The following is a 20813-nucleotide window of genomic DNA, read 5'->3' as shown; positions in this document are numbered from 1 at the left end:
ATCTTTATGTACGGTAAAAAATTTAAAGAAATCAGAATTAAGCAGAATATATCATTAGAACAAGCAGCAAAAGATGTTGTTTCAATTTCAACTTTATCACGCTGGGAAAATGATAAATTAGACATCAATTTTTCTCAACTAAACCACTTACTCGCAGATATCCATTTAACATTAAGAGAATTTGCTAGATATTGTGAAATTAATCCATCCGATACTTTCTCAATTAAAGCTGCAAAAGCATATAATTCAGATGATATTAATCAGTTGCATGCTCTTGCTCAACAACAATTAGATAAATACTATAGTTCCAGAGATAGATACGATCTATTTTTAACAGCAATTGCTAATAATTATTATTTTGACCTGACTCAAAAAAATATTTTCTCGCAAGAAGATATAAATCGATTAAATTATCTATTCTCTCATGTTGAATATTGGTCAGAATTTTACATAACAGTTTTTGCAAATACCGTTTTTCTGATTAAGCCAGAAGTTCAATATCAAATATGCAATAAAATCTTAAGCCAGCTATATTTACAAGATTTTTCTAGCTGGGATATTTTTATTGATTCTATTGGTTCAATATTAAATTCACTAACTAGTTTGATTATTAGCAATCCTAGCCTAGCCCAAAAGCTGTTAGAAAAAATCAATAAATTACCAATTCCTATTCAATGCAGCTATATGAAAATTAGAAGAAACTTTTTAGATAAATTACTTCATTATCGATTAAATAAAGATAACGAAACTGAAATCTTAAACATTATTTCTTCACTTAAGACTCTTGGCCTACCTCAGATTGCTCACAACTTTTCTACACTTTTTACTCGTATTAAAGACTTGTAATCATCTCCTTCTTATTTTTATGTTTTTATAATACTCTCATATCTATTTCAGCTTCAATACTTTTGCAGATTTGCAAAACGAATTTAAACTCCATACAAAAACGCCTTGCCCGAAAGCAAAGCGTTTTTTAGCATAAGCAATATTTGGATTAACCCTTGTCTGCACCTGCAGTAATTCCGTTAACGTAGAACTTCTGCATGAAGACAAACAAGATAGTAATTGGGATAGCGATGATTACACACCCTGCAACGAATTGAGCAAAGTATGCGGTCGCATTACCCTTAGCTGTGTGGACCATATTGTAAAGTCCATATGCAACCGTGTAAGTCTTAGCATTTCCTGAGGTTGAAAGAATAATGCCTGAGAAAATGAAGTCTGTCCAAGGTGCGATGAAAGCAGTCAAGGCAGTGTAAACGATCATTGGCTTTGAAAGTGGCAAACCAATGTGAAGGAATACTTGCCACTTAGTAGCACCGTCGATTTCGGCAGCTTCGTCAATTGATCTAGGAATAGTATCAAAGAATCCTTTGGCAACGTAGAAGCCCAAACCGGCACCACCTACATAAACTAGGAACAAACCGAAGAGGTTTAACATGTTAAGACCCTTCAAGATGTAGTACAAAGCGATCATTGACATGAAGCCTGGGAACATCCCTAATACTAATGCGATTTGCAAGAATGGCTTTCTAAACTTAAAGCGAAGTCGTGACAGAACATAAGCAACTGAAATAGTTAAGAAAGTTGAAACAATCATTGAAGCAATTGAAACAATCAAAGTATTAATGATCCAGTTACCAAATGGATATTGTGGGTTAGTAAAAATCCCAATATAGTTCTGCAACGTGAATTTTTCCGGCCAGAAGGTCGAAACGAATCCAGTATCATTGAATGAAAAACTTGCTAAGACGATCCAGACAATCGGTAAAATCCAGAGAATTGCTAAAATAGCTAACAAAATATACCGAAAGATTAATGAGAGCCGTCTTTGATTTGAATATGATTTCATGTCTAGCCCTCCTTAAATGCATTAGTACGACGGTATGCAATCAACGAAACGGTTGCACTAATAATAAAGATCAAGATACCCAATACGGCACTGGCGTTATAACGCTGTTCTTGACCGAAGGTCAAGTTATATAACCACGTTACCAACAAGTCGGTCGATCCGGCGCCGTTATACTTACTGTTCATAGGTGCACCACCCGTCAACAAGAAGATAACGTTGAAGTTGTTGATGTTACCAATAAATTGTTGGATAAGTGAAGGTGCCATTACAAATAGAATTTGTGGAAAAGTGATTGAACGGAAAATTTGTGCGGCATTGGCACCGTCAATCTTAGCAGCTTCAATTTGATCTTGTGGCAAGTTTTGAATAATCGCCGTTGAAACCAACATAGAAACTGGAATACCGATCCACATGTTAACAAGGATAACAGTAATTCTCGCAACTAAAGGTGAGGCTTGGTTATCAATAAAGTGAATTGGTGAACTAATCCAATGCAAGTTCATCAAGATGTTGTTCAAAGCACCTTGGTAGTCCAAGAACTGCGCCATCATCAAAAGTGAAACGAATTGTGGTACAGCCCAAATGATAACAAAGATTGTTCTCCAGAAGCCCTTGTGCTTGATTCCCTTTGATTCAATCAAAAGAGCAAGCAAAACGCCAAAGAAGAAAGTCGTAGCAGTAGCTGCCACAGCCCAGATCAAAGTCCAGCCTAAGACCGGGAAGAAAGTACCAGCTAAATCACCACTCAAAACATTTCCAAATGCTTGGAAACCTGTCCATGAGAAGGCAATTGGGTGTTGACGATCATAGTTGGTAAAGGCCATTGAGATCATGAAGATCGTTGGCAAAATCGTAAAGAACAAGATACCTAATAATGGAATAACCATCAAGGTTGCGTGTAACCGAGTATCAAGCAAACTCTTAAGTTCTTCAACGTTAGTTGGAATATGGTCTCCATCACGCTTCAAAACATAATTATGTCTAGTTGAGCGTAAGTTGACAATGTATAGGTAAATGATTGCTACACATAAGATCAAAGCCAACACACCGAATAACAGAATCAAAACTGAGTTTGATGGTTGTTGGGTTACATAAACGCCTTGTGCGGCATCATAAACAACTTTTTTGGTTTTAATAGTACCTAATGTAGCTAATGAATTTAAAGTAGGAATACCACTGAGGCAGAACCAAATAATAAAGATAATTTCTGAAAGTAAGAGTGCAAGACCCTTAATCCATTGTTTGTTAGCCAAGGCGTTACTACCCATTAAGAAGAATGATAACTTGGTAGCAATGTCGCCTTTTGACCAAACCTCGCGATATGTTGCTTTAGGAGCTACATGCTTTTTCTTTAGAAACATAACTTCTCCCCTTCTTAGGCAAAAAGGTTGGACAATTTTTATTTAGCCCAACCCTTGCTTATGCTTTTAGCAAATTATTTCTTTTCAATGTTTTTAGCGAGCTTAGCAAGTTGTGCCTTGTATTGTGATGGCTTAATCTTACCGTCGTAAGTACCACTGATAAGTGGAGCTGAACCGTTCCAGAATGCAGCCATTTGTGGAAGCTTAGGTTGCAATACTGAGTTACCTGGCTTAGCCATTTCAATTACAGCTTCAGCAACTGGGTCGCTCTTAACTGCACTTGAGTTAACAGCAGTCTTAAGTACTGGGATTTGACCAGCTTCTTTATGAGCAATTAATTGAGCCTTCTTGTTAGTGATGTAAGCAGCTAAATCTGAAGCAGCCTTAGCGTTCTTGGTGTTGGCGTTAACTGCGAAGCCTTCAATACCAAGGAATGCTTCCATTTGTACATTCTTACCACCAACATCAATCTTAGGATACTTAGCAACTGCAAAGTTCTTGCCCAAGATCTTCTTAATGTTAGCAGCGTTCCAAGGACCGTCCAAAATAGCTTGAGCGTTGCCCTTCTTCAATTGGTTCAAAGCGTTTGAAGTTTGCATTACGCCCTTGTTCTTCTTTTGAGCTGCGTACCACTTCAAAGCGTTAATACCATTTTGTGAGTTAAATGTTGAACCCTTAAGGTCTTCACCGTTCTTGCCGTACAATGTTGTACCTGCTGAGAACATTACTGGCCACATTACGTAAGCGTTAGTAAAGTCGGTAGCAACTACACCCTTTGAGGTCAAAGTCTTCCAGTCCTTAACGTCATTAGCTGATAACTTAGACTTGTTGTAGTAAATGGTTTGAGCTTGTTGTGCGTATGGGAATGCGTAAACCTTGCCCTTCCAAGTTACACCCTTTGAAGCAACATCGATGTAGTTGTTTTGGATGTCCTTAGTTGCTGATGGTGAAAGTGGATTAATGTAACCAGCTTCAGCCATTTGACCTAATTGGTCGTTAGGAACTTCAAAGACATCGGCAGCCTTTGATGGGTCCTTACCAACGTCAGTCTTGGCATTAGCTGAGCCGTTAGGACTTTGAACAACACGAACCTTGATGTTCTTGTTCTTCTTAGTAAAGTCCTTAGCAATTTGCTCGTAGTAAGGAACTTGTTCAGTATCCACCCAAAGAGTCAAGTTAGCCTTCTTGTTTGAATTACTGCTGCTTGATGATGAATTACTTGAGCCGTTTGAACATGCTGCTAATGATAATGCAGCAAGAACAGCAGTACTACCTAAAGCCATTTTCTTCCAAATTTTCATGACTTTTTCCTCCTAAAAATCAAAACAATAAACAATTCTTAACAACAGTAGCCTTTGCTACATCAGGTTGTAAGCTTAATTAATAATTATCTGTACTGCGTTTTCAGTACTAGATTAGTTAACAATTGCCTTGGTGGAATCCTTGTCAAAGAAGTGAGCCTTGTTAACATCAAAGCCCATCTTAACCTTGTCACCTGGCTTATGGTAATCACGTGAATTTACAATGGCAGTAAATTCAGTACCATCAACTTCTTGGTGAAGTTGAATAGTTGCACCCAGAAGCTCTGAAACAACAACCTTGGATTCAATTACTGAATCTGGCCAAGTTTCCATGAATGCTTCTTCTGAGTGAATGTCTTCCGGACGAATCCCGAAGACAAGGTCTTTATCGTTGTAGCCCTTTTCTTTAAGCAACTTTGCCTTACCTTCAGGGATACCGATATTTAAACCTTTACCATCGGAAATTCGACCGTCCTTGTAGTGAACATTGAAGAAGTTCATTTGTGGAGAACCAATGAATCCGGCAACGAACATGTTAACTGGCTTGTTGTAAACCTCAAGTGGTGAGCCGATTTGTTCAACCTTACCAACAGACATAACAACAACTCTGTCGGCCAAAGTCATGGCTTCAGTCTGGTCGTGGGTAACATAAATAGTTGTGGTACCCAAGTCTTGGTGCAACTTAGCGATTTCGGTACGCATTATCACACGCAACTTAGCATCCAAGTTTGATAGAGGTTCGTCCATTAAGAAGATAGGTGCGGCACGAACGATTGCCCGTCCTAATGCAACACGCTGTCTTTGACCACCGGACAAAGCACCTGGCCTCTTGTCCAAGTATTCTTCCAGACCTAACATCTTAGCTGCTTTCTTCACCTTTTGATCAATTTCATTTTTAGGTGTGTGACGCAACTTCAGACCAAAGGCCATGTTGTCGTAAATAGTCATGTGTGGATACAAGGCGTAGTTCTGGAAAACCATAGCAATGTGTCTGTCCTTTGGAGCAACATCGTTCATTACTTTATGATCGATTTCCAAGGTACCCTTACTGATATCTTCCAAACCAGCAACCATTCTCAAAGTAGTTGACTTACCACAGCCAGATGGACCGACGAAAACGATGAATTCCTTATCCTTGATATGTAAGTCAAAGTCGTTAACAGAATATCTGTCGTTACCTGCATATTTTTTGTAAATATGGTTTAAATCAACCTCAACCATTGTTTCCCCTACTCTCTTTAATTATTTTTCATTAAAAACTTTTTCAATTTCACTCAGTTTCAACTCAGCAGTAGTTGGAACGATGTAATCAGCTTCTTTCAAAAGCTCCTTGTCACCGATTCCTACAGCAAATTGACCTGCGGCCTTGATTGCCTCAACACCAGCCTTGGCATCTTCAAAACTAATTACTTCGTCAGCCTTTAAGCCCGCAATTTCTTGCGCTTTGATGTAAATTTCAGGATCTGGCTTGCCCTTTGAAAGAGTTGCTGGATCAACAATGCCATCGAATTCATCCATAATGCCTAATCTGGTTAAAATCTTAGGTGCATTCTTGGAAGCAGAAGCAATAACCATCTTTAAGTTTTGCTTCTTGGCATCTGCCAATAACTTTGGGATACCTGGCAAGATATCCTTTGGTGTCATGGTTTCAACTTGTTCAACGAACTTCGCATTCTTTTCTGCCGCAAATTTTTCTTTTTCTGCTTCAGTGTACTTATCTTCTTGACCGCCGTATTGCAAGATCAAATTAAGTGAATCCATTCTTGAAATACCGCGTAAGCTGTCAAGTTGAGCATCAGTAAGTGTAATTCCTAACTCTTTAGCCAAATTATTCCAAGCAGTCAGGTGAAACTTAGCTGAATTAGTTAAAACACCATCTAAATCAAACAATAATCCTTTAAGCATTTTGCGTTTCACCTTCTTTAAGAGTAAGCTTTTGACCCTTAACTACTACATCTAAGTCGTCACCTTTAAGCAAGGTAAGTTTAGTTTCGTTATGGTCAACATAAACTTCGATCAAACGACTACGGTAGTTAATCTTGAAACCGTAGTGATCCCACTTGTCTGGTACGAATGGGTTGAACTTCAATTGATCATGGTCATAACGCATTCCTGCAAAGCCTTGAACAATTGCGAGCCATGAACCACTCATTGAAGTGATGTGCAACCCATCAACCGTATCGTTGTTGTAGTTATCAAGGTCAAGCCGAGCAGTTCTTTCATATAATTCAACGGCCTTCTTTTGCTTGCCAAGTTCAGCAGCTAAGATAGAGTGGATACATGGAGAAAGCGAACTTTCATGAACAGTCATTGGTTCGTAGAAGTCGTAGTTTCTTTCCTTTTGTTCCTTAGTGTATTGATCATTCAAGAAGTAGATTCCTTGTAAAACATCGGCTTGCTTAATGAATGGTGAACGAAGGATCTTATCCCATGACCAGTGTTGATTGATTGGACGTTGATCTTCAATTTCGCTTACTGGACGAAGGTTCTTATCAAGGTAGTCATCTTGTTGTAAAAAGATGCCACGTTCCTTATCTTCTGGTAAGTAAATCTTGTCAACGATGTCTTGCCACTTCTTCTTTTCTTCATCAGTAACATTAACTCTTGCTTGAGCTTCCTTAGTTGCTAATGGCAAACGTTCCAAAGTGTACTTGAGTAACCATCTTGCCATGGTGCTAGTGAACCAGTTGTTGTTAACGTTGTTTTCGTATTCGTTCGGACCGGTTACACCATGCATAACGTACTTGTTACGCCACTTGGACCAGTGAACTCTAGCTGCCCAGAATCTTGCTGTCCCAACCAAGACATCCATTCCTTCATCCTTAACGTATGAATCATCGCCAGTGTATGAAGTGTATTGCTTAATCGCAAATGGGATATCAGCGTTACGGTGAATTTCTTCAAAAGTGATTTCCCATTCGTTGTGGCATTCAATTCCGTTGAAGGTAACCATTGGGAACAATGCACCTGGCAAACCTTGTTCTTTAGCGTTATGGTATGCACCTGGCAATTGATCATGACGGTATTGTAAGAGTGCCCGAGTAACACTAGGATCAGTAACACATAAGTACATTGGAACAATGTAAGCTTCGGTATCCCAGTAAGTAGCACCACCGTATTTTTCACCGGTAAAGCCTTTAGGACCAACGTTAAGACGTTCATCTTCACCGTAGTAAGTCATGAATAATTGACAAATGTTAAAGCGAATACCTTGTTGAGCGGCATCATCACCAGCAATGACAACATCTGACTTGTCCCAACGCTTTTGCCATACAGCTTCATGATCTGCTAAGTTTTCTTCAAAACTCTTAGCTTGAAGTTTAGTCATCAATTCAGCTGCCTTAGCATCTTGGTCATCTGGCTTAACGTCACGACTAGTAACAACGATGACATCTTTTTCAAGATCGTAGCTTTCGCCTTCATTTAATTCAACTGAAAGCTTTTCATGAAGTTGTGCTGCTTCGGTTGAAACATCGCCCTTAACGACTTCACCGTTATGACGAAGACTTTGCTTAAGGAGGACTGTAAATTGTGGAACCTTGTATGGGTTAGCCTTAGTTTCAACCTTAATGGTTCTTGCTTCAGCGTTTTCACCTAAAGGCATCCAGAATTTTGCATCGTAGTTACTGTCTTCGTTAACAACAGTTCCATCAAGAGCTGCATCAAAGTCGATCTTAGCCTTACCACTTAAAACGGTAGCCTTAACTTTAATCAAAGCAGCTTCTTTTAAGGTAATATGTAAAAATCTTTCAAATTCGAACTTAACCTTAGTGTCCTTACCTTCGTAAGTGAAACTTCTAGTTAAAAGGCCTTGGTGCATATCAAGTGCTAAGTAGAAATCACTAAACTTAACTTTAGCTAAGTCAAGCTTTTCACCATTGACTGTAATTCCCATGTTGATGAAACTTGGTGAGTTAGGAACCTTACCAAAGTACTTTGGATATCCGTTCTTCCACCAACCAACACGAGTCTTATCAGGGAACCAAACACCAGCAAGGTAAGTACCTTGTAGGCTGTCGCCTGAATAGCCTTCTTCAAAGTTTCCTCTCATACCCATGTAATCGTTGCCGATTGCAGTCATACTTTCTTGCAATCTCTTATCTTTTGGTTCGAAATTATGGGTAACGACCTTCCAAGGATCAATTTCAAAAATTCGTTTCATATATTCTATCTCCCGTAATATTTGAGGTGCTTTCTTGTTTACGCTTTCATTATCCTTTAGTTGAAAGCGGTTTACAATATTAAATCTACTGTTACCGTTATCAGGATTAGTTAATAGAAAAAGAAGATAGATCTTAATCTACCTTCCCTTTTTTGCTTATCAAAAGTAACTTTCAATGAACACTCACTACAAAGCCTTTTGGTGCCAATTGATTATTCTCATAATCTTGACTAAACGTGTCCTCGCATTTGATCTCTACTGGATGATCAGTCGTGTTAAAGTATGCTTTAATGCTTTCATTACCTTCACGATCGACTTCAATTAAACCATTCTCTGTTACGTATAACTTAATTCGACCTTTACCGAAAGTTTCATCATGTTGCAAACGGAATTCAATCAACTGATGAACTCGTTGCCAAACCGGGCCATCTTCTTTAGACCAATCCATCGGCTTACGACAATCTGGATCATTGCCACCAGTCATGCCCATTTCAGTTCCGTAATAAATACATGGACTACCTTTTTGCATAAATTCAAAGGCTAAAGTCTGCAAAGCCAAGTCTTGATCACCATCAGCTACCGTTAGAATTCGAGCAGTATCATGTGAATCAAGCATGTTCATCATCGCTGCATTAGTGGCATCCCTGTACTTCATCAACTGGTCAGTCAAACGACTAGTTAATTCTGGAGCTGATAACTTATGCTTGAAGAAGTGATCTTCAATCTGCAAGGTATATGGATAATTCATTACGCCAGTGAATTCATCGCCGTTAAGCCATGGCCGAGCTGAGTGCCAAACTTCCCCTACTATATAGAAGTCTGACTTGATATCAGTAACGGCCTTGTGGAATTTCTTCCAGAAGTGGTGGTCAACTTCGTTAGCCACATCTAACCGCCAAGCATCAATATCGAAGTATTTTACCCAATAAGTGGCAATTTCTAACAAGAAGTCCTGTACTTCTGGGTTAGCCGTGTTCAACTTCGGCATATGTTTTTCAAAGGCAAAAGTATCGTACTTAGGGCTGCCCTCACCCTTTAGCGGATCGCGGTATGGTTCAACTGGATATTCATTAATGTGGAACCAATTAGCAAAACGAGAACTTGGACCATTTTTAACAACATCTTGCCATTGCATTGATTGGTCTCCCAAATGGTTAAAGACCGCATCAAGCATAACCTTCATTCCACGAGCGTGAGCTTCATTAACTACTTTGGCAAATAAATCTTTATCGCCAAAGGCTGGGTCAACTTGCAGGTAGTCAATCGTATCGTACTTATGGTTTGACGCAGCTTTAAAAATTGGGCAGAAGTAAAGGCCGTTAACGCCGAGCTTCTTCAAATAGTCCAAATGATCAAGTACCCCTTGCAAATCGCCGCCGTAGAAGTCTTCACGACCAGGATGATCTTCCGGATTCCACGGTTTAACTACTTGGGGGTCATTAGACTTGTCACCATTAGCAAAACGTTCTGGGAAAATTTGGTACCAAACAGTATGCTTAACCCATTCTGGTGTTTTAACAATATCGATCTCATGGCAATATGGTACCTTAAAGTAAAAACCATCTTCCATGATTGCACTGGCTACGTCATTGCTAATTGCCCGGTCACCGACAACGACGCTGCTACCGTCATTGCCGATCACTTCAAAGGTATACTTCAAGCGGTGGTATGGTGCTTCAAGCGTCACGCCCCAATGATCTTCATATTGTCCGACACCGATTTTTTCCATTTCACAAGTCTTGGCTTGTTCAAGTGGCAAATAGTTATCGCAGTAGTGGACGATTACTTTTTTAACATCATCCTTAGCACTGTGAAAACGAACGCGGACATGACTTGGATCAACTACAAAACTATCTTCACTTTCAGTTCGGTGTCTTAAAGCTGCTAATTGCATTTTTTAATTCTCCTTTTTCAACACAACGCCTGCATAAGGCATCAAAGTTAATTTTCCATCAGATAATTGTGATTCCCCTGCTTTTAATACTGCGGTCGTATAACCAGCCGGCAGCTGAATGGTCGTCTTCTTATCACTCAATGAGACAGCCACAATCGCACTTTCAGCATCTAGATCGCGTTGGTAAACGTAGCTATTCTTATCTGTTGCGATCATGTAGTAAGTGCCGTTTTGGAACAATAGCTCTTTTTTCAGCTCTAGCATTTCTTTATAAAAAGTAAACATACTAGTAGCATCGTTAATCTCATTAGCAACGCAAGCGTCATCTTGCTTAATTCCGGTTAACCATGGCGTATTTTCGCTAAAGCCATTATTTTCTAAAGCATCCCATGGCATTGGGCCACGAGCTGGCAACTTATGTGTTTCACTAACCATTGCTAAAGCTTCTTTTTTGCTTAAAACCTTTTCAGCATCTTTTAGCCATGGGGCAACGGTCTGATCTTCAAATTGATCAACGCTGGTGAAGCGTAAATTCTTTAACCCTAATTCTTCACCGTAGTAGATCACTGGAATCCCGCGTTGCAAATACATTAACATGGCTAAGCTCTTGGCTTGAATTGGTGTCTTAGCCACCCGCGTTGCTAAGCGCGCCATATCATGATTGTTCCAATACAAGGTCGGCTGCGATACGCCAGCCAAAGTCTGTTGCCAGACAACTTGATTCTGCTTAAAGGCTATCAGATCCAGGGCTTTAGGCTGGTACTGCTTTGAAAAACGCGGATCACAATTGGAATCATCATCAGTAAAGTAACGGAAAGTAATTACGCTATCCATTAGGTGATTGCGCTTAGAAGTGTAATCAACGGCCAAATTTACGCTAGCACTGGCAGCTTCACCTAGCAAAAGCGTATCCGGGTAATCCTGCTTAATTTGTTCGCAGAAAGGTCGCATCCATTCCTGCACTTGCGGCAAGTTAGCGAAAAATGGTTCCGCCACGATTGGCTTATCAACCGAGCCATCTTTAGTCGGATAATTCTGCCGCAAATCTGCCTTACCAATATGGATAAAGGCATCTAAACGTAGGCCATCAATTCCCTTTTTTAGCCAATATTCAGCTACCTCAAGCATGGCGTGACGAACTTCAGGATTCTTCCAGTTTAAATCAGGCATTCGCTTATCAAATAAGTGAAAGTATGATTGACCGGTTCCAGCTGGATCTGGCTCCCAAACGCTGCCACCAAAGAATGACCCCCAATTGTTCGGCCACTTGCCGTCATGACCAGCAAAAATATAGTAGTCACGATATAGGCTGTCAGGATTCTTGATTGCGTCTTGGAACCAAGGATGTTGATCAGATGTGTGATTCAAGACAAAATCCATGATGAGGTGAATTCCTGCCTTGTGCAGATCCTTGATTAAGTTCTCCATATCTTCCATTGTTCCCATGTGTGGATCGATGGCGAAGTAATTTGAAACGTCGTAGCCGTTGTCCACCTGTGGTGAAACAAACACTGGGTTCAGCCAAACGGCGTTTACGCCTAGATTTTTCAAGTAAGGGATGCGCTTACGAATACCGTTAAGGTCACCGAGGCCATCGCCATTGCTATCTTGAAAAGACTTAGGATAAATTTGATATATAATTGCGTGATCATACCAATGTGCCATAATTAATTTCCTCCACGCATAGTGTAACGGATTAAAGAAACCGTTTTCAACACCATATCTATTGTTATCGGTATCAAAAAAGCACAACTCGCTTTTGAGTTGTGCCTTTTCTTCTATTCAATTACTAACTTTTAGTTGTGCTTACGTTTCCGATCAACACCAAAGCCTAAAAGACCTGCAATTGAAGCTAATGCTAAACCAATAATTGATGCTCTGTTTTGTTTTTCACCAGTTTGTGGCAATGTCTTGGCATTCTTGTCGCCTGCGTTAGCAGCATTAGTGCCATGAACGCCAATGTTATTATTGCCTTCACCGTGGACACCAGTGTTATCACCATAACCTTCGCCATGGACACCGTTATTTTCGTTGTAGCCAGGGGTTTGTTCACCCTTAGCATTATTATTGTGGTTATAGCCCTTAGCCTTACGGTGACTTACCTTCTTATGATGAGTTACCTTCTTATCGGTATCATCCTTCTTTTCAGGAGTCTTATCTTCAGGTTTCTTATCATCAGTTGGCTTCTTGTCATCAGGATTTTCTGGCTTCTTACCTGGTTCAGGAGTTGGAGTAGGGTTGCCACCTTGTTGACCACCACCATCTTTGGTATAAGTGATGGTTACTGTCTCATTTGGAGTGTCTGCAGTTACATCCTTTGCAGCAACTGAACTTTGACTTGGAGTATAGCCAGTAAATGTTGGAGCGGTAAATTCAGGCCATTTAGCTTTACCAGTTGGATCAGCAACAAACTTATCATTTTCAACCTTACCTAATTGCCACTTACCATAAGTTGGTTTGACATTTGGATCAGTTGAAATAGTCTTGGTACGGCCGAACCATACGGTTTGATGAGTAGTTTCAGTTTTACCAGTTACTGGGTTTTCAACATTGATTGTTCTAGTTGGACTAGCAAACATGTCACTGTTGTCGCCTGGCTTGTTTGGATTGATTGTTGGATCAGTTGGTTGCAAAGTTTGAGTGTAAGCAACGATTACAGTTGCGTTATCAGTATCTGCGTTAACAGTCTTTGCATCAACCTTAGTTGCATCCTTGCCATCAACAGTTGAGGTGTACTTGTCGATTTGATCAACATCATATTTTTGCCAACTACCTTCAGTAGCACCAGTTGACTTCCAAGTTTTACCATCTTTGGTTGCAACAGTCCAAGGAGTCCAAGCAATGTTACCTTCAGCATCTTCAGTACCAGCATTTTGGCCTTCACCGCCACGAACAAAGTGAACAGTTTGAATAATAGTTTCTGCCTTAGATGAACCTGGCTTGTAAACGTTGATTGTACGAGTTACTTCCTTGTTCATATCCTTGTTAGATGGATCGTAAGGAGCCGGTGTAGTATTACCAGCCTTGAGGTAAGTAATGTAAACAGGTTGACCATTTTCAGGCTGACCATTTTCAAGAGCAGAAGCACTTGAAACTTTAGTAGACTTAGTGCCATCTACGTATGAATCGTAACCACTAATTTGTGGAGCATTTTCTTCAGCAAATTCAGCACTGCCACCTAAAGTAAACTTGTTATCACTGATCTTACCAACTTTCCAGCTGCCTGTGCCAGTTACTTCACCAGTTACTAAGTCTTCAACACCGTTTCTACCGAAATCTACTGATTGGGTATCAATTAATGTTTGTTTTTCACCCGGTTTAGTTTGGTAAATATCACGAGTTACTGTCTTGAACATGTCCTTGTACTTAGGATCAGTTGGATCTACGCCTGGAGTGGTTGGAGTGATGTCCTTAGTACCATGTTCAACAAGAACTTCAATTGCACTTGGAGCAGTAGTGTTAACTGTTTCAGCTGATGGATAAGTGTAACTCTTTGAAATTACCCATTTTTCTGGAACATTACTATCAATTGCATTCTTTTGAGCTTCTGCACTTACAGTTGCTGGAGTAGTTGAAGTAAATTGTCCCTTAATTGCATCCTTAGCTGTAAAAATCACATTACCTTTCGCATCCTTATAAACAATGCTTTGAGTAAAGTTTTCAGGTGTTGGAGTTGCAGCTTCAACATTAATTGTTGCAGGAACATCAAGATAAGTACCATCACTAAAGTTAATTCTTACAGTACCCTTAACGCCATTTGCAATATTCTTAGTTGAAGGCTGGCCATTTTCAGCCCAGGTCATAGTGAATGTCTTGGCAGAATCATTGGCTTGTGCTGAATCAGATGAATTAGTGCCACCCCAGCCATTTTCAAGACTATTAACATTAATCAAAGTCTTAAATTGATCTTGACTTAAGTTAGAAATATTTTGATTTTGCTTGAAAGTTAATGGCTGATTAGTAGTTGAACCATAGAAGTTGAAGTAAGTGTTCATCCAACTGTCTTGAGTAGATAAACCAATGTAGCCGAATAAATCACTGTCATCAAAGCTATAGTTTACACGCCACTTAGAGTTACCTGGTAGGCTTTCACCAGATGAAGTTTGTTCCTTAGAGTTAGGATTTGCTGGATCATAGAGAATATCACCGGTACCATTTGCAATATCCCAATTGCTATTTGGAGTTAAGATACCATTACCCGCTCTGACCCAGCTATACTTAATAACATTTGCATCAAAGCTATCTGACGGATCTTGGGCATTCACATACTTATCACCTTGTAAGTTATAAGTAGTAACTGTCTTGTAGTCACTTGCTGCACTACCCTTACCATCCCAGTCAGTTCTGTAGACAATTTGTTGAATCTTAGCGATATTAGGATCAAGTTCATGACTATCAGTGGTTCTGTGAACTGAAATAGTTGGTGTGATGAAGCTCGTCATACTTTGATTGCCATAGTAGGTATGATGCTCTGGATCATTACCAGTTATCATAACTGGAGCAGTAACCGTTTGTGTATCCTTACCTGGAACACTAACTGTAACTGGAATCTTGTAGAACCCTGGTGTTGCGTCTTGCCCTGGCTTCAAAGTAATCGTACCAGTAGTTGGATCAACTGTTGCCCAATTTGGTGTAGTTTCACCAGCTGTAAACTTAGTGCCTGATGGTGTCTTTTGACCATCTGGAATAACAATATTATCAGTTACTTGTTGGCCCGGCTTGACACTTACAGGATTGTAACTTGGTGTATATGCGGTATTTTCCACAGTTACATTAAGTGGAACGTAGTCAAATGAACCATCACTGTAAGTTACTTTGATCATAGTTGGTTGGGTGCCTGGAACTGAAGTTACAGGCATTGGTGCCCAAACATCATCAGTCTTTAAGTCTGCTGGAAGATCAGTAATTTGGTTCTTTGCAGGATATTTATTCATATCTGCATTGTAAGGAACAGTTAAGTCATTTGCCTTTGGATTATAGTAATCAGCCATTGGACCAACAGTAACTGTTACAGGGATGTACTTGGTATTAGGCTTACCATCAGCAGTCCAAGTTGCAGTAATATTATCTGTTTGCATCCCTGGCTTAGTTGTATCAGGTTTAGTTTCCCAAGTATATTGCACACCTGCTGGAGCAGTTTCACCGTTTGGCAATTCAATTACTGAACCTGCTTCTGGAACACCATCACCTGTTGGGCTATATGGCAAAACTAAGTGTTGAGCATATGGATTATATGTACTGCTAGTTGGGGTTACAGTAACTGGAACTCTAACAACAGTTGATTCACCGTTAGGGTAAGTAATCTTAACTGTGCCAGTTTGCTGACCTGGATTAGTAGTTGTTGGCTTGTCTACCCAAGTATAAGTTACCTTTGGATCAGTTGGCTTAGTACCATCTGGAACTTTACCATTGTTAGTCCAATCAATAACTGTTGATGGATCTGGAACGTCTCCGCCTTGCTTAATTGAAGTTGATTGACCAGTTGGAGAGTTGGTTACGATAACCGTAGTTGGAACTAAGTCAGTGGTGTTATCTGGGTAAGTTACTTTAACAACGCCTGGGTGATTGCCTTGAGTCCAGATGTCTGGTGTAGTTGACCAGCCATATTTAATTTGTGTTGGATCAATAGGATTACCATCAGTATTTACTGGGGCCTTTGGCCAGTCAACAGCAGTATTTGGATCTGGAAGTTCGCCAATAACTGTTGAAACGTCTTTACCTTGAGGGTCATTTTCAGCAGCATCGCCAGCTTTGTCAGGAATATTACCTTTACTGTCTTTAACAATAACGTTCACTGGAACTTCGTCCATTGAGCCATCATCATAAGTTACATTAACAATTGATGGAACAATACCAGCCTTAGAAACATCTGGAGTAGTTGACCAACTGTATTGAGCACTTGTTGGCAAATCACTGGTATTAGAAATACCGTCTTTGGCTGATGGTTCGCTTCCAACAATAGTATTTACATTTTGACCAAGTGGATTATATTCTTCAGCTTGGCTCTTAATATCTAATGGAATATTAGCAAAATCAACAGTACCATCTTGATAAGTTACCTTAGCCCATGCAGAACCATCCGTAACTTTTAACTTTCCAGTTGGGTTAGTTGGAGCAGGTTGATCGCCCATTGCGTCTTTCCAAGCATCTGCATCAGTAGCAGGATTGTACCAAGCAACAGTAGTGCCAGTTAAGGTAGCTGGTTGACCATTTTCATCAACATAACCACTAATACCATTTGCAGCAGTTAAGTCATTCAAGGTTTGGTCGGTATAGCCAGTAATAACTTGGGTTTGTGGTTGATACTTTTGTGCATCAGTTGGCTTAGCAACATCTGCCAAGTTAGTACCCATAGCAACTCGTTGTGGAGTCCACCAATTAAAATTATTTAAGAATTTATTTAAGTATGGCGTTTCATAATCTACACCAGGATTTGGTTGGCCTTGAGTAATTGTACCGTCAGTGTATTGATATTGGTTCAATCCTGCTTGGCTACCACCCATGGTAACAGTACCGTTGGAGTGAAGGAATTTAGCTTCACCAGCCTTATTTGCACCAACAGTTTGACCTTCACCAGCAAAACCACTGATTGAGTTGTTACCCCAGTTGTTTTGAGTTGTGAGGTTGTTAATATACCAGTAATATGATGGGTTATTATAGTTACCTTCATCCCATTGAGCAAGAGGCAATGGATTATTGGCACCATTACTTTGAATGTTTACATGGTTTACTTGGTTTTCAAGACGAAGTAACGTACCAGTTTGCTTTCCTGTCCGTTGGAAGTTTACATATGCTGGATTAGTAATGTTAATAGTATCAGAACTAGTTGCGCTACCATTTCCACTTCCCCACATTGTAATTAAACCGATGTTAGGGGTATTAGTAGTTGCACCGGCGATTGAAGATTGAGCTGAATCTTGAAGATCCAAGGTAGCACCATTTTGTACATTCACAGTAAAGATAGATCCAGTACCATTACCAGAACCAAATGAAATCAATGGTGAGGTAGACTTATTGTCACCAGTACGTTTAATTACTAATGTACCTGCATTATCTAAAACGTTTGAATTAGCATTAGTAACATTAAAGGCAAAACCAACACCTAATGAAATTGGAGCATAGTGATAACCATTGTAATTAGTTACACCGTTAGCACCGGTACCATCATTACTTTGCTTGGTATCAATATTAACAACACCAGTCTTACCAATGTTTAAATTACCAGCCCAAATAGCTATTGAATGACCATCTGCCATATTAGCATTTAAATTACCATCGACTTGAACCGTACCAGTAATAGCACTATTTACAAGCATACCTTTAACATCGGTAGACTTACCATTTAAGGTAACAGTAGCACCTTGTTGTACATCGATTGCTGGAGCTGTATCGTTTTTCTCATCTTCAACCTTAGCACGCAAGATGTTTCCACCAGGATTTTGATCATTGTTGGTTTTCGCACTGCTTACATTAAAGACAGTATTAGTGCCATCCGCAAAAATAATGTGGGAAGCTGAAACAGCACTTGAATAATTAGAAAGTTGGTTACCTTTTACGTTTACTGCTTCACACGTAATATTATTGTTACCTTTGAAAGTTACTGTAGTGTATGGATTATCAGTAACTTGTTGAGCCATAGTAGTGTTATAAAAGGCACCATTTTTAACATCAGCCTTCACATTTTCAAAGGTAACCTTGTTCTTAGCTAAAAGCTTAGTATCAATATCATCTCCGCCCATATAGATTGGACTAAATGCGCCACCAAGAGCGGTCCATGAATTATCATACCCATCGGCATTAATAGCCATGTTCTTAAAGGTAATATCCCATGGATCACTCTCTTTTTGGTTATCAGTATCAAAACTAAGATAATTTGCACCAAAGTTAATGGAGTGACCTTGACCATCAATAATCAAGCCACCGGAGATGTTTTCACCAGTTAAGTTCATCTTACCGCCATTAACAACTGGGTTTGGGCGCTTAATTCCATTGACATTAGTACCTTTATTAGCAACAGTGATATCGCCGGTTAATTTAATAGTACCGGCATTAGCATTATTTAAGGCATTAACCAAGCTTTGCCAGTCTCTTACTTCTTCAGTTTGGGTACCACGTAAGTTTTGTTGAGTAGTTTCTTGTGGCTGAACAGCTGGTTGAGCAGCTAAACTTACCATAGCTTGAGCAACAAGTTCTTTGGCTACTTCATTAGATCCAGCTGTAGTTTGTTCTAAAGTATTTCCCTTAAGATTAATCTCATTGGTTTCAATTGCAGACTTTGAACCATCAACCTTGCCATTATTTTGAGATGGTGTTAAATTCTTGTCGGCTACCCTTTTTGCAGGATCTACTCCTTGAGTTTGATTTTCTGTATTTGTAGCATCTTTTGACTTCTGAGCAACTGGATTTGTATTGGTGGAACTTTCAGATCTAGTTGCTTTTCCCTTTTCCCCTTGTTGATCAGTACCTGACTTTGAATTAGGATTACCTTTTACTTCAGACGTATGATCAGAAGCAGTACTATCTGTCTCAGGCTTATTTACTTCAACGGCCTTATTAGGTTGAACCTCATCAGCCTTAACGCTTTGGCCATTGTTCATTCCAAAAATAGTGAAACCGATTAAAACAGATGCGGCTCCGACTGTAAACTTACGAATGGAGAACCGCTCTTTTTTGGGCTCCATTTTGCGTAAGCGCTCTTGATAATTATTTTTTGATAACATAAAATTACTCCTTCTTAATTCCATCAACATCAGTTACTAATGAATTAATAAAAAATAACGGGTGTTTTAGCCTCACATGTAGTATTGTAGCTATTTATTTTATTAATAAGTAGTACTACTCAATATCTTGCTTATAATTGAGCTAATATATGTACTAGTATACTGAAAGTATTTTTTAATATACTTCTTGCATATAAAGTGTATTTTCTCTTAAAGAGGTATTTTTTTGAATTAACTAACCAAAATAGCGCTATTATCTTTATAATAAATTTATAGTGCTATAGGAAGTGAGCAACGTGGATTTACGTATACTGAACACAACTGACCAAATTAAAGAAAGTTTACTTATCAATATACAGGAAAAGCCATTTCGGCTAATTACTAATAACGATATCATTAATCAAGCTGGGATCAGTCCCCGTACTTTTTACCGTTACTATAAAGACAAAAATGACTTGTTAAATACTATTATTCAAAGTCTTAATGAAGAATTATCTGCTCAATTAAAAACTGCTTGCAGTCATTTAGAAAATGTCGATAATTTAAACAATGTTACTAGCAAGCTGCTGATCGTTGTGTTGCATTATATTTATGCCAATAAAAAATTAATTGCCGCCTTACTTTCTCCCAACGGCGAAATTAGTTTTGGGTACAGCTTAAGAAAAACCATTAGTGCTAACTTAAAAGAAACACTTAGTCAAGGTGCATTCCAGGATTACCTCAAAAGCTCAAAAAATACTTTAATTTTTAATGCTTTTATTGATAGCAAGCTAATATTTATCATCAATTGGCTTAATTACACTGATACAGTCTCAATCCAAGATGCAGAAAAAATTTTACAAAAAGATGCCCTAATTATAGAAAAAGAAGATTAATTTTATGACAGATATTAGAAGTATTGCTACCAAAAATCGGATTAAAATGGGCCTTTTATCTTGTATGAAAGAAAAAGGCTATGACACGATTTTAAACAAAGATATTATCAGCAAAGCTCAGATTAGTCCGCGAACTTATTATCATTACTATTCTGATAAAAATATTATTTTACAAGAAATTGAAGCTGTGCTCCTTAAAGGCATCAAAAAGGCAAATGATCTGGATTACCAATACGTAACTGAAGTCAATGCCCGCCTAACTGATCAAGCAAACGTCGAACTAGCGGAAAAGGAATTCAAGCATATTATTGATTTCTGTACAACCAACAAGGATGTATTAAATATCCTCTTATCTACCAATGGCGACATTAATTTTTTAACCCGGGTTTGGCAACTTGTCAGCATGGAAGTCAAACGAAGAATTGATTTTCTTAACCAAAATAATTTTATTGATGTTGGTACAGATGGTGATATTCCGGTTCAAATTGTGTATAATGTTTACACTGGCGCTGTGCTTGAGACGATTATCACTTGGCTGCAAAATAAAAATAATCTTACGCCTTATCAAGTCCGCAAAATTTTAGGTCGCGTACAAGTTGAATCTCCGGTTGACCTGCTTTTGAGTCTTAAGCGGAAAAAGTAAAGCTA

Annotated in this window: 12 protein-coding genes; 3 read left to right on the top strand and 9 right to left on the bottom strand. The window is 39.1% G+C overall.

The genetic code is table 11. The features are described from left to right. Positions 1-6: 6 nt before the first annotated feature. Entirely contained in the window at positions 7-846 is an 840-nt protein-coding gene (locus tag Q0Y84_RS03650) for an Rgg/GadR/MutR family transcriptional regulator (protein ID WP_297950961.1), read from the top strand. 148 nt (positions 847-994) lie between these two features. Here Q0Y84_RS03650 and Q0Y84_RS03645 read toward each other — a convergent pair whose 3' ends face one another. From Q0Y84_RS03645 to Q0Y84_RS03605, 9 genes are all read right to left on the bottom strand, one after another. Continuing rightward, positions 995-1852 carry a sugar ABC transporter permease gene (locus Q0Y84_RS03645; RefSeq protein WP_297950959.1) on the bottom strand — a complete coding sequence of 286 codons (858 nt, stop codon included), beginning with the start codon at positions 1850-1852 and terminating at the stop codon, positions 995-997. A gap of 2 nt (positions 1853-1854) precedes the next feature. Continuing rightward, positions 1855-3213: a sugar ABC transporter permease gene (locus Q0Y84_RS03640; RefSeq protein WP_297950957.1), complete on the bottom strand. Its 1359-nt coding sequence runs from the start codon at positions 3211-3213 to the stop codon at positions 1855-1857. 74 nt (positions 3214-3287) lie between these two features. Further along, complete coding sequence (locus Q0Y84_RS03635) at positions 3288-4514, bottom strand: extracellular solute-binding protein (protein ID WP_297950955.1); 1227 nt, start codon at positions 4512-4514, stop codon at positions 3288-3290. Positions 4515-4628: 114 nt separating this feature from the next. After that, the gene (locus Q0Y84_RS03630; protein ID WP_297950953.1) at positions 4629-5735 is read right to left on the bottom strand and encodes an ABC transporter ATP-binding protein; all 1107 of its coding nucleotides are present in this window, start codon (positions 5733-5735) and stop codon (positions 4629-4631) included. Between the two features lie 21 nt (positions 5736-5756). After that, complete coding sequence (gene pgmB / locus Q0Y84_RS03625) at positions 5757-6419, bottom strand: beta-phosphoglucomutase (RefSeq protein ID WP_297950951.1); 663 nt, start codon at positions 6417-6419, stop codon at positions 5757-5759. After that, positions 6412-8676 (bottom strand): glycoside hydrolase family 65 protein, encoded by a 2265-nt coding sequence (locus Q0Y84_RS03620; RefSeq protein WP_297950949.1) that lies wholly within the window; start codon positions 8674-8676, stop codon positions 6412-6414. Before Q0Y84_RS03620 ends, pgmB begins: the two co-directional genes overlap by 8 nt. Positions 8677-8848: 172 nt before the next feature. Beyond that, entirely contained in the window at positions 8849-10570 is a 1722-nt protein-coding gene (locus tag Q0Y84_RS03615) for a glycoside hydrolase family 13 protein (protein WP_297950947.1), read from the bottom strand. Positions 10571-10573: 3 nt separating this feature from the next. Then, positions 10574-12235, bottom strand: a complete 1662-nt coding sequence (locus Q0Y84_RS03610; protein ID WP_297950945.1) for an alpha-glucosidase — start codon at positions 12233-12235, stop codon at positions 10574-10576. Positions 12236-12366: 131 nt separating this feature from the next. Then, positions 12367-19290 (bottom strand): Rib/alpha-like domain-containing protein, encoded by a 6924-nt coding sequence (locus Q0Y84_RS03605; RefSeq protein WP_297950942.1) that lies wholly within the window; start codon positions 19288-19290, stop codon positions 12367-12369. Positions 19291-19586: 296 nt separating this feature from the next. Here Q0Y84_RS03605 and Q0Y84_RS03600 point away from each other — a divergent pair, with 296 nt between their 5' ends. Both Q0Y84_RS03600 and Q0Y84_RS03595 read left to right on the top strand, forming a co-directional pair. Then, a complete protein-coding gene (locus Q0Y84_RS03600) occupies positions 19587-20165 on the top strand; it encodes a TetR/AcrR family transcriptional regulator (protein WP_297950940.1) in 579 nt (192 codons plus the stop codon). A 4-nt stretch (positions 20166-20169) separates the two neighbouring features. Beyond that, positions 20170-20808 carry a TetR/AcrR family transcriptional regulator gene (locus Q0Y84_RS03595; RefSeq protein ID WP_297950938.1) on the top strand — a complete coding sequence of 213 codons (639 nt, stop codon included), beginning with the start codon at positions 20170-20172 and terminating at the stop codon, positions 20806-20808. The last annotated feature ends 5 nt before the right edge of the window (positions 20809-20813 follow it).

This window comes from uncultured Lactobacillus sp. (assembly GCF_947367125.1).
In the GTDB taxonomy this organism is placed as follows: domain Bacteria; phylum Bacillota; class Bacilli; order Lactobacillales; family Lactobacillaceae; genus Lactobacillus.
The sequence above is the reverse complement of the archived record's forward strand: the minus strand, read 5'-3'. Positions and strand labels throughout refer to the sequence as shown.

Coding starts and splice junctions, on each gene's coding strand:
- Q0Y84_RS03630 (WP_297950953.1), bottom strand. CDS start 5,735: ATGGTTGAGGTTGATTTAAACCATATTTACAAAAAATATGCAGGTAAC.
- Q0Y84_RS03610 (WP_297950945.1), bottom strand. CDS start 12,235: ATGGCACATTGGTATGATCACGCAATTATATATCAAATTTATCCTAAG.
- Q0Y84_RS03605 (WP_297950942.1), bottom strand. CDS start 19,290: ATGTTATCAAAAAATAATTATCAAGAGCGCTTACGCAAAATGGAGCCC.
- Q0Y84_RS03650 (WP_297950961.1), top strand. CDS start 7: ATGTACGGTAAAAAATTTAAAGAAATCAGAATTAAGCAGAATATATCA.
- pgmB (WP_297950951.1), bottom strand. CDS start 6,419: ATGCTTAAAGGATTATTGTTTGATTTAGATGGTGTTTTAACTAATTCA.
- Q0Y84_RS03620 (WP_297950949.1), bottom strand. CDS start 8,676: ATGAAACGAATTTTTGAAATTGATCCTTGGAAGGTCGTTACCCATAAT.
- Q0Y84_RS03595 (WP_297950938.1), top strand. CDS start 20,170: ATGACAGATATTAGAAGTATTGCTACCAAAAATCGGATTAAAATGGGC.
- Q0Y84_RS03640 (WP_297950957.1), bottom strand. CDS start 3,213: ATGTTTCTAAAGAAAAAGCATGTAGCTCCTAAAGCAACATATCGCGAG.
- Q0Y84_RS03635 (WP_297950955.1), bottom strand. CDS start 4,514: ATGAAAATTTGGAAGAAAATGGCTTTAGGTAGTACTGCTGTTCTTGCT.
- Q0Y84_RS03645 (WP_297950959.1), bottom strand. CDS start 1,852: ATGAAATCATATTCAAATCAAAGACGGCTCTCATTAATCTTTCGGTAT.
- Q0Y84_RS03615 (WP_297950947.1), bottom strand. CDS start 10,570: ATGCAATTAGCAGCTTTAAGACACCGAACTGAAAGTGAAGATAGTTTT.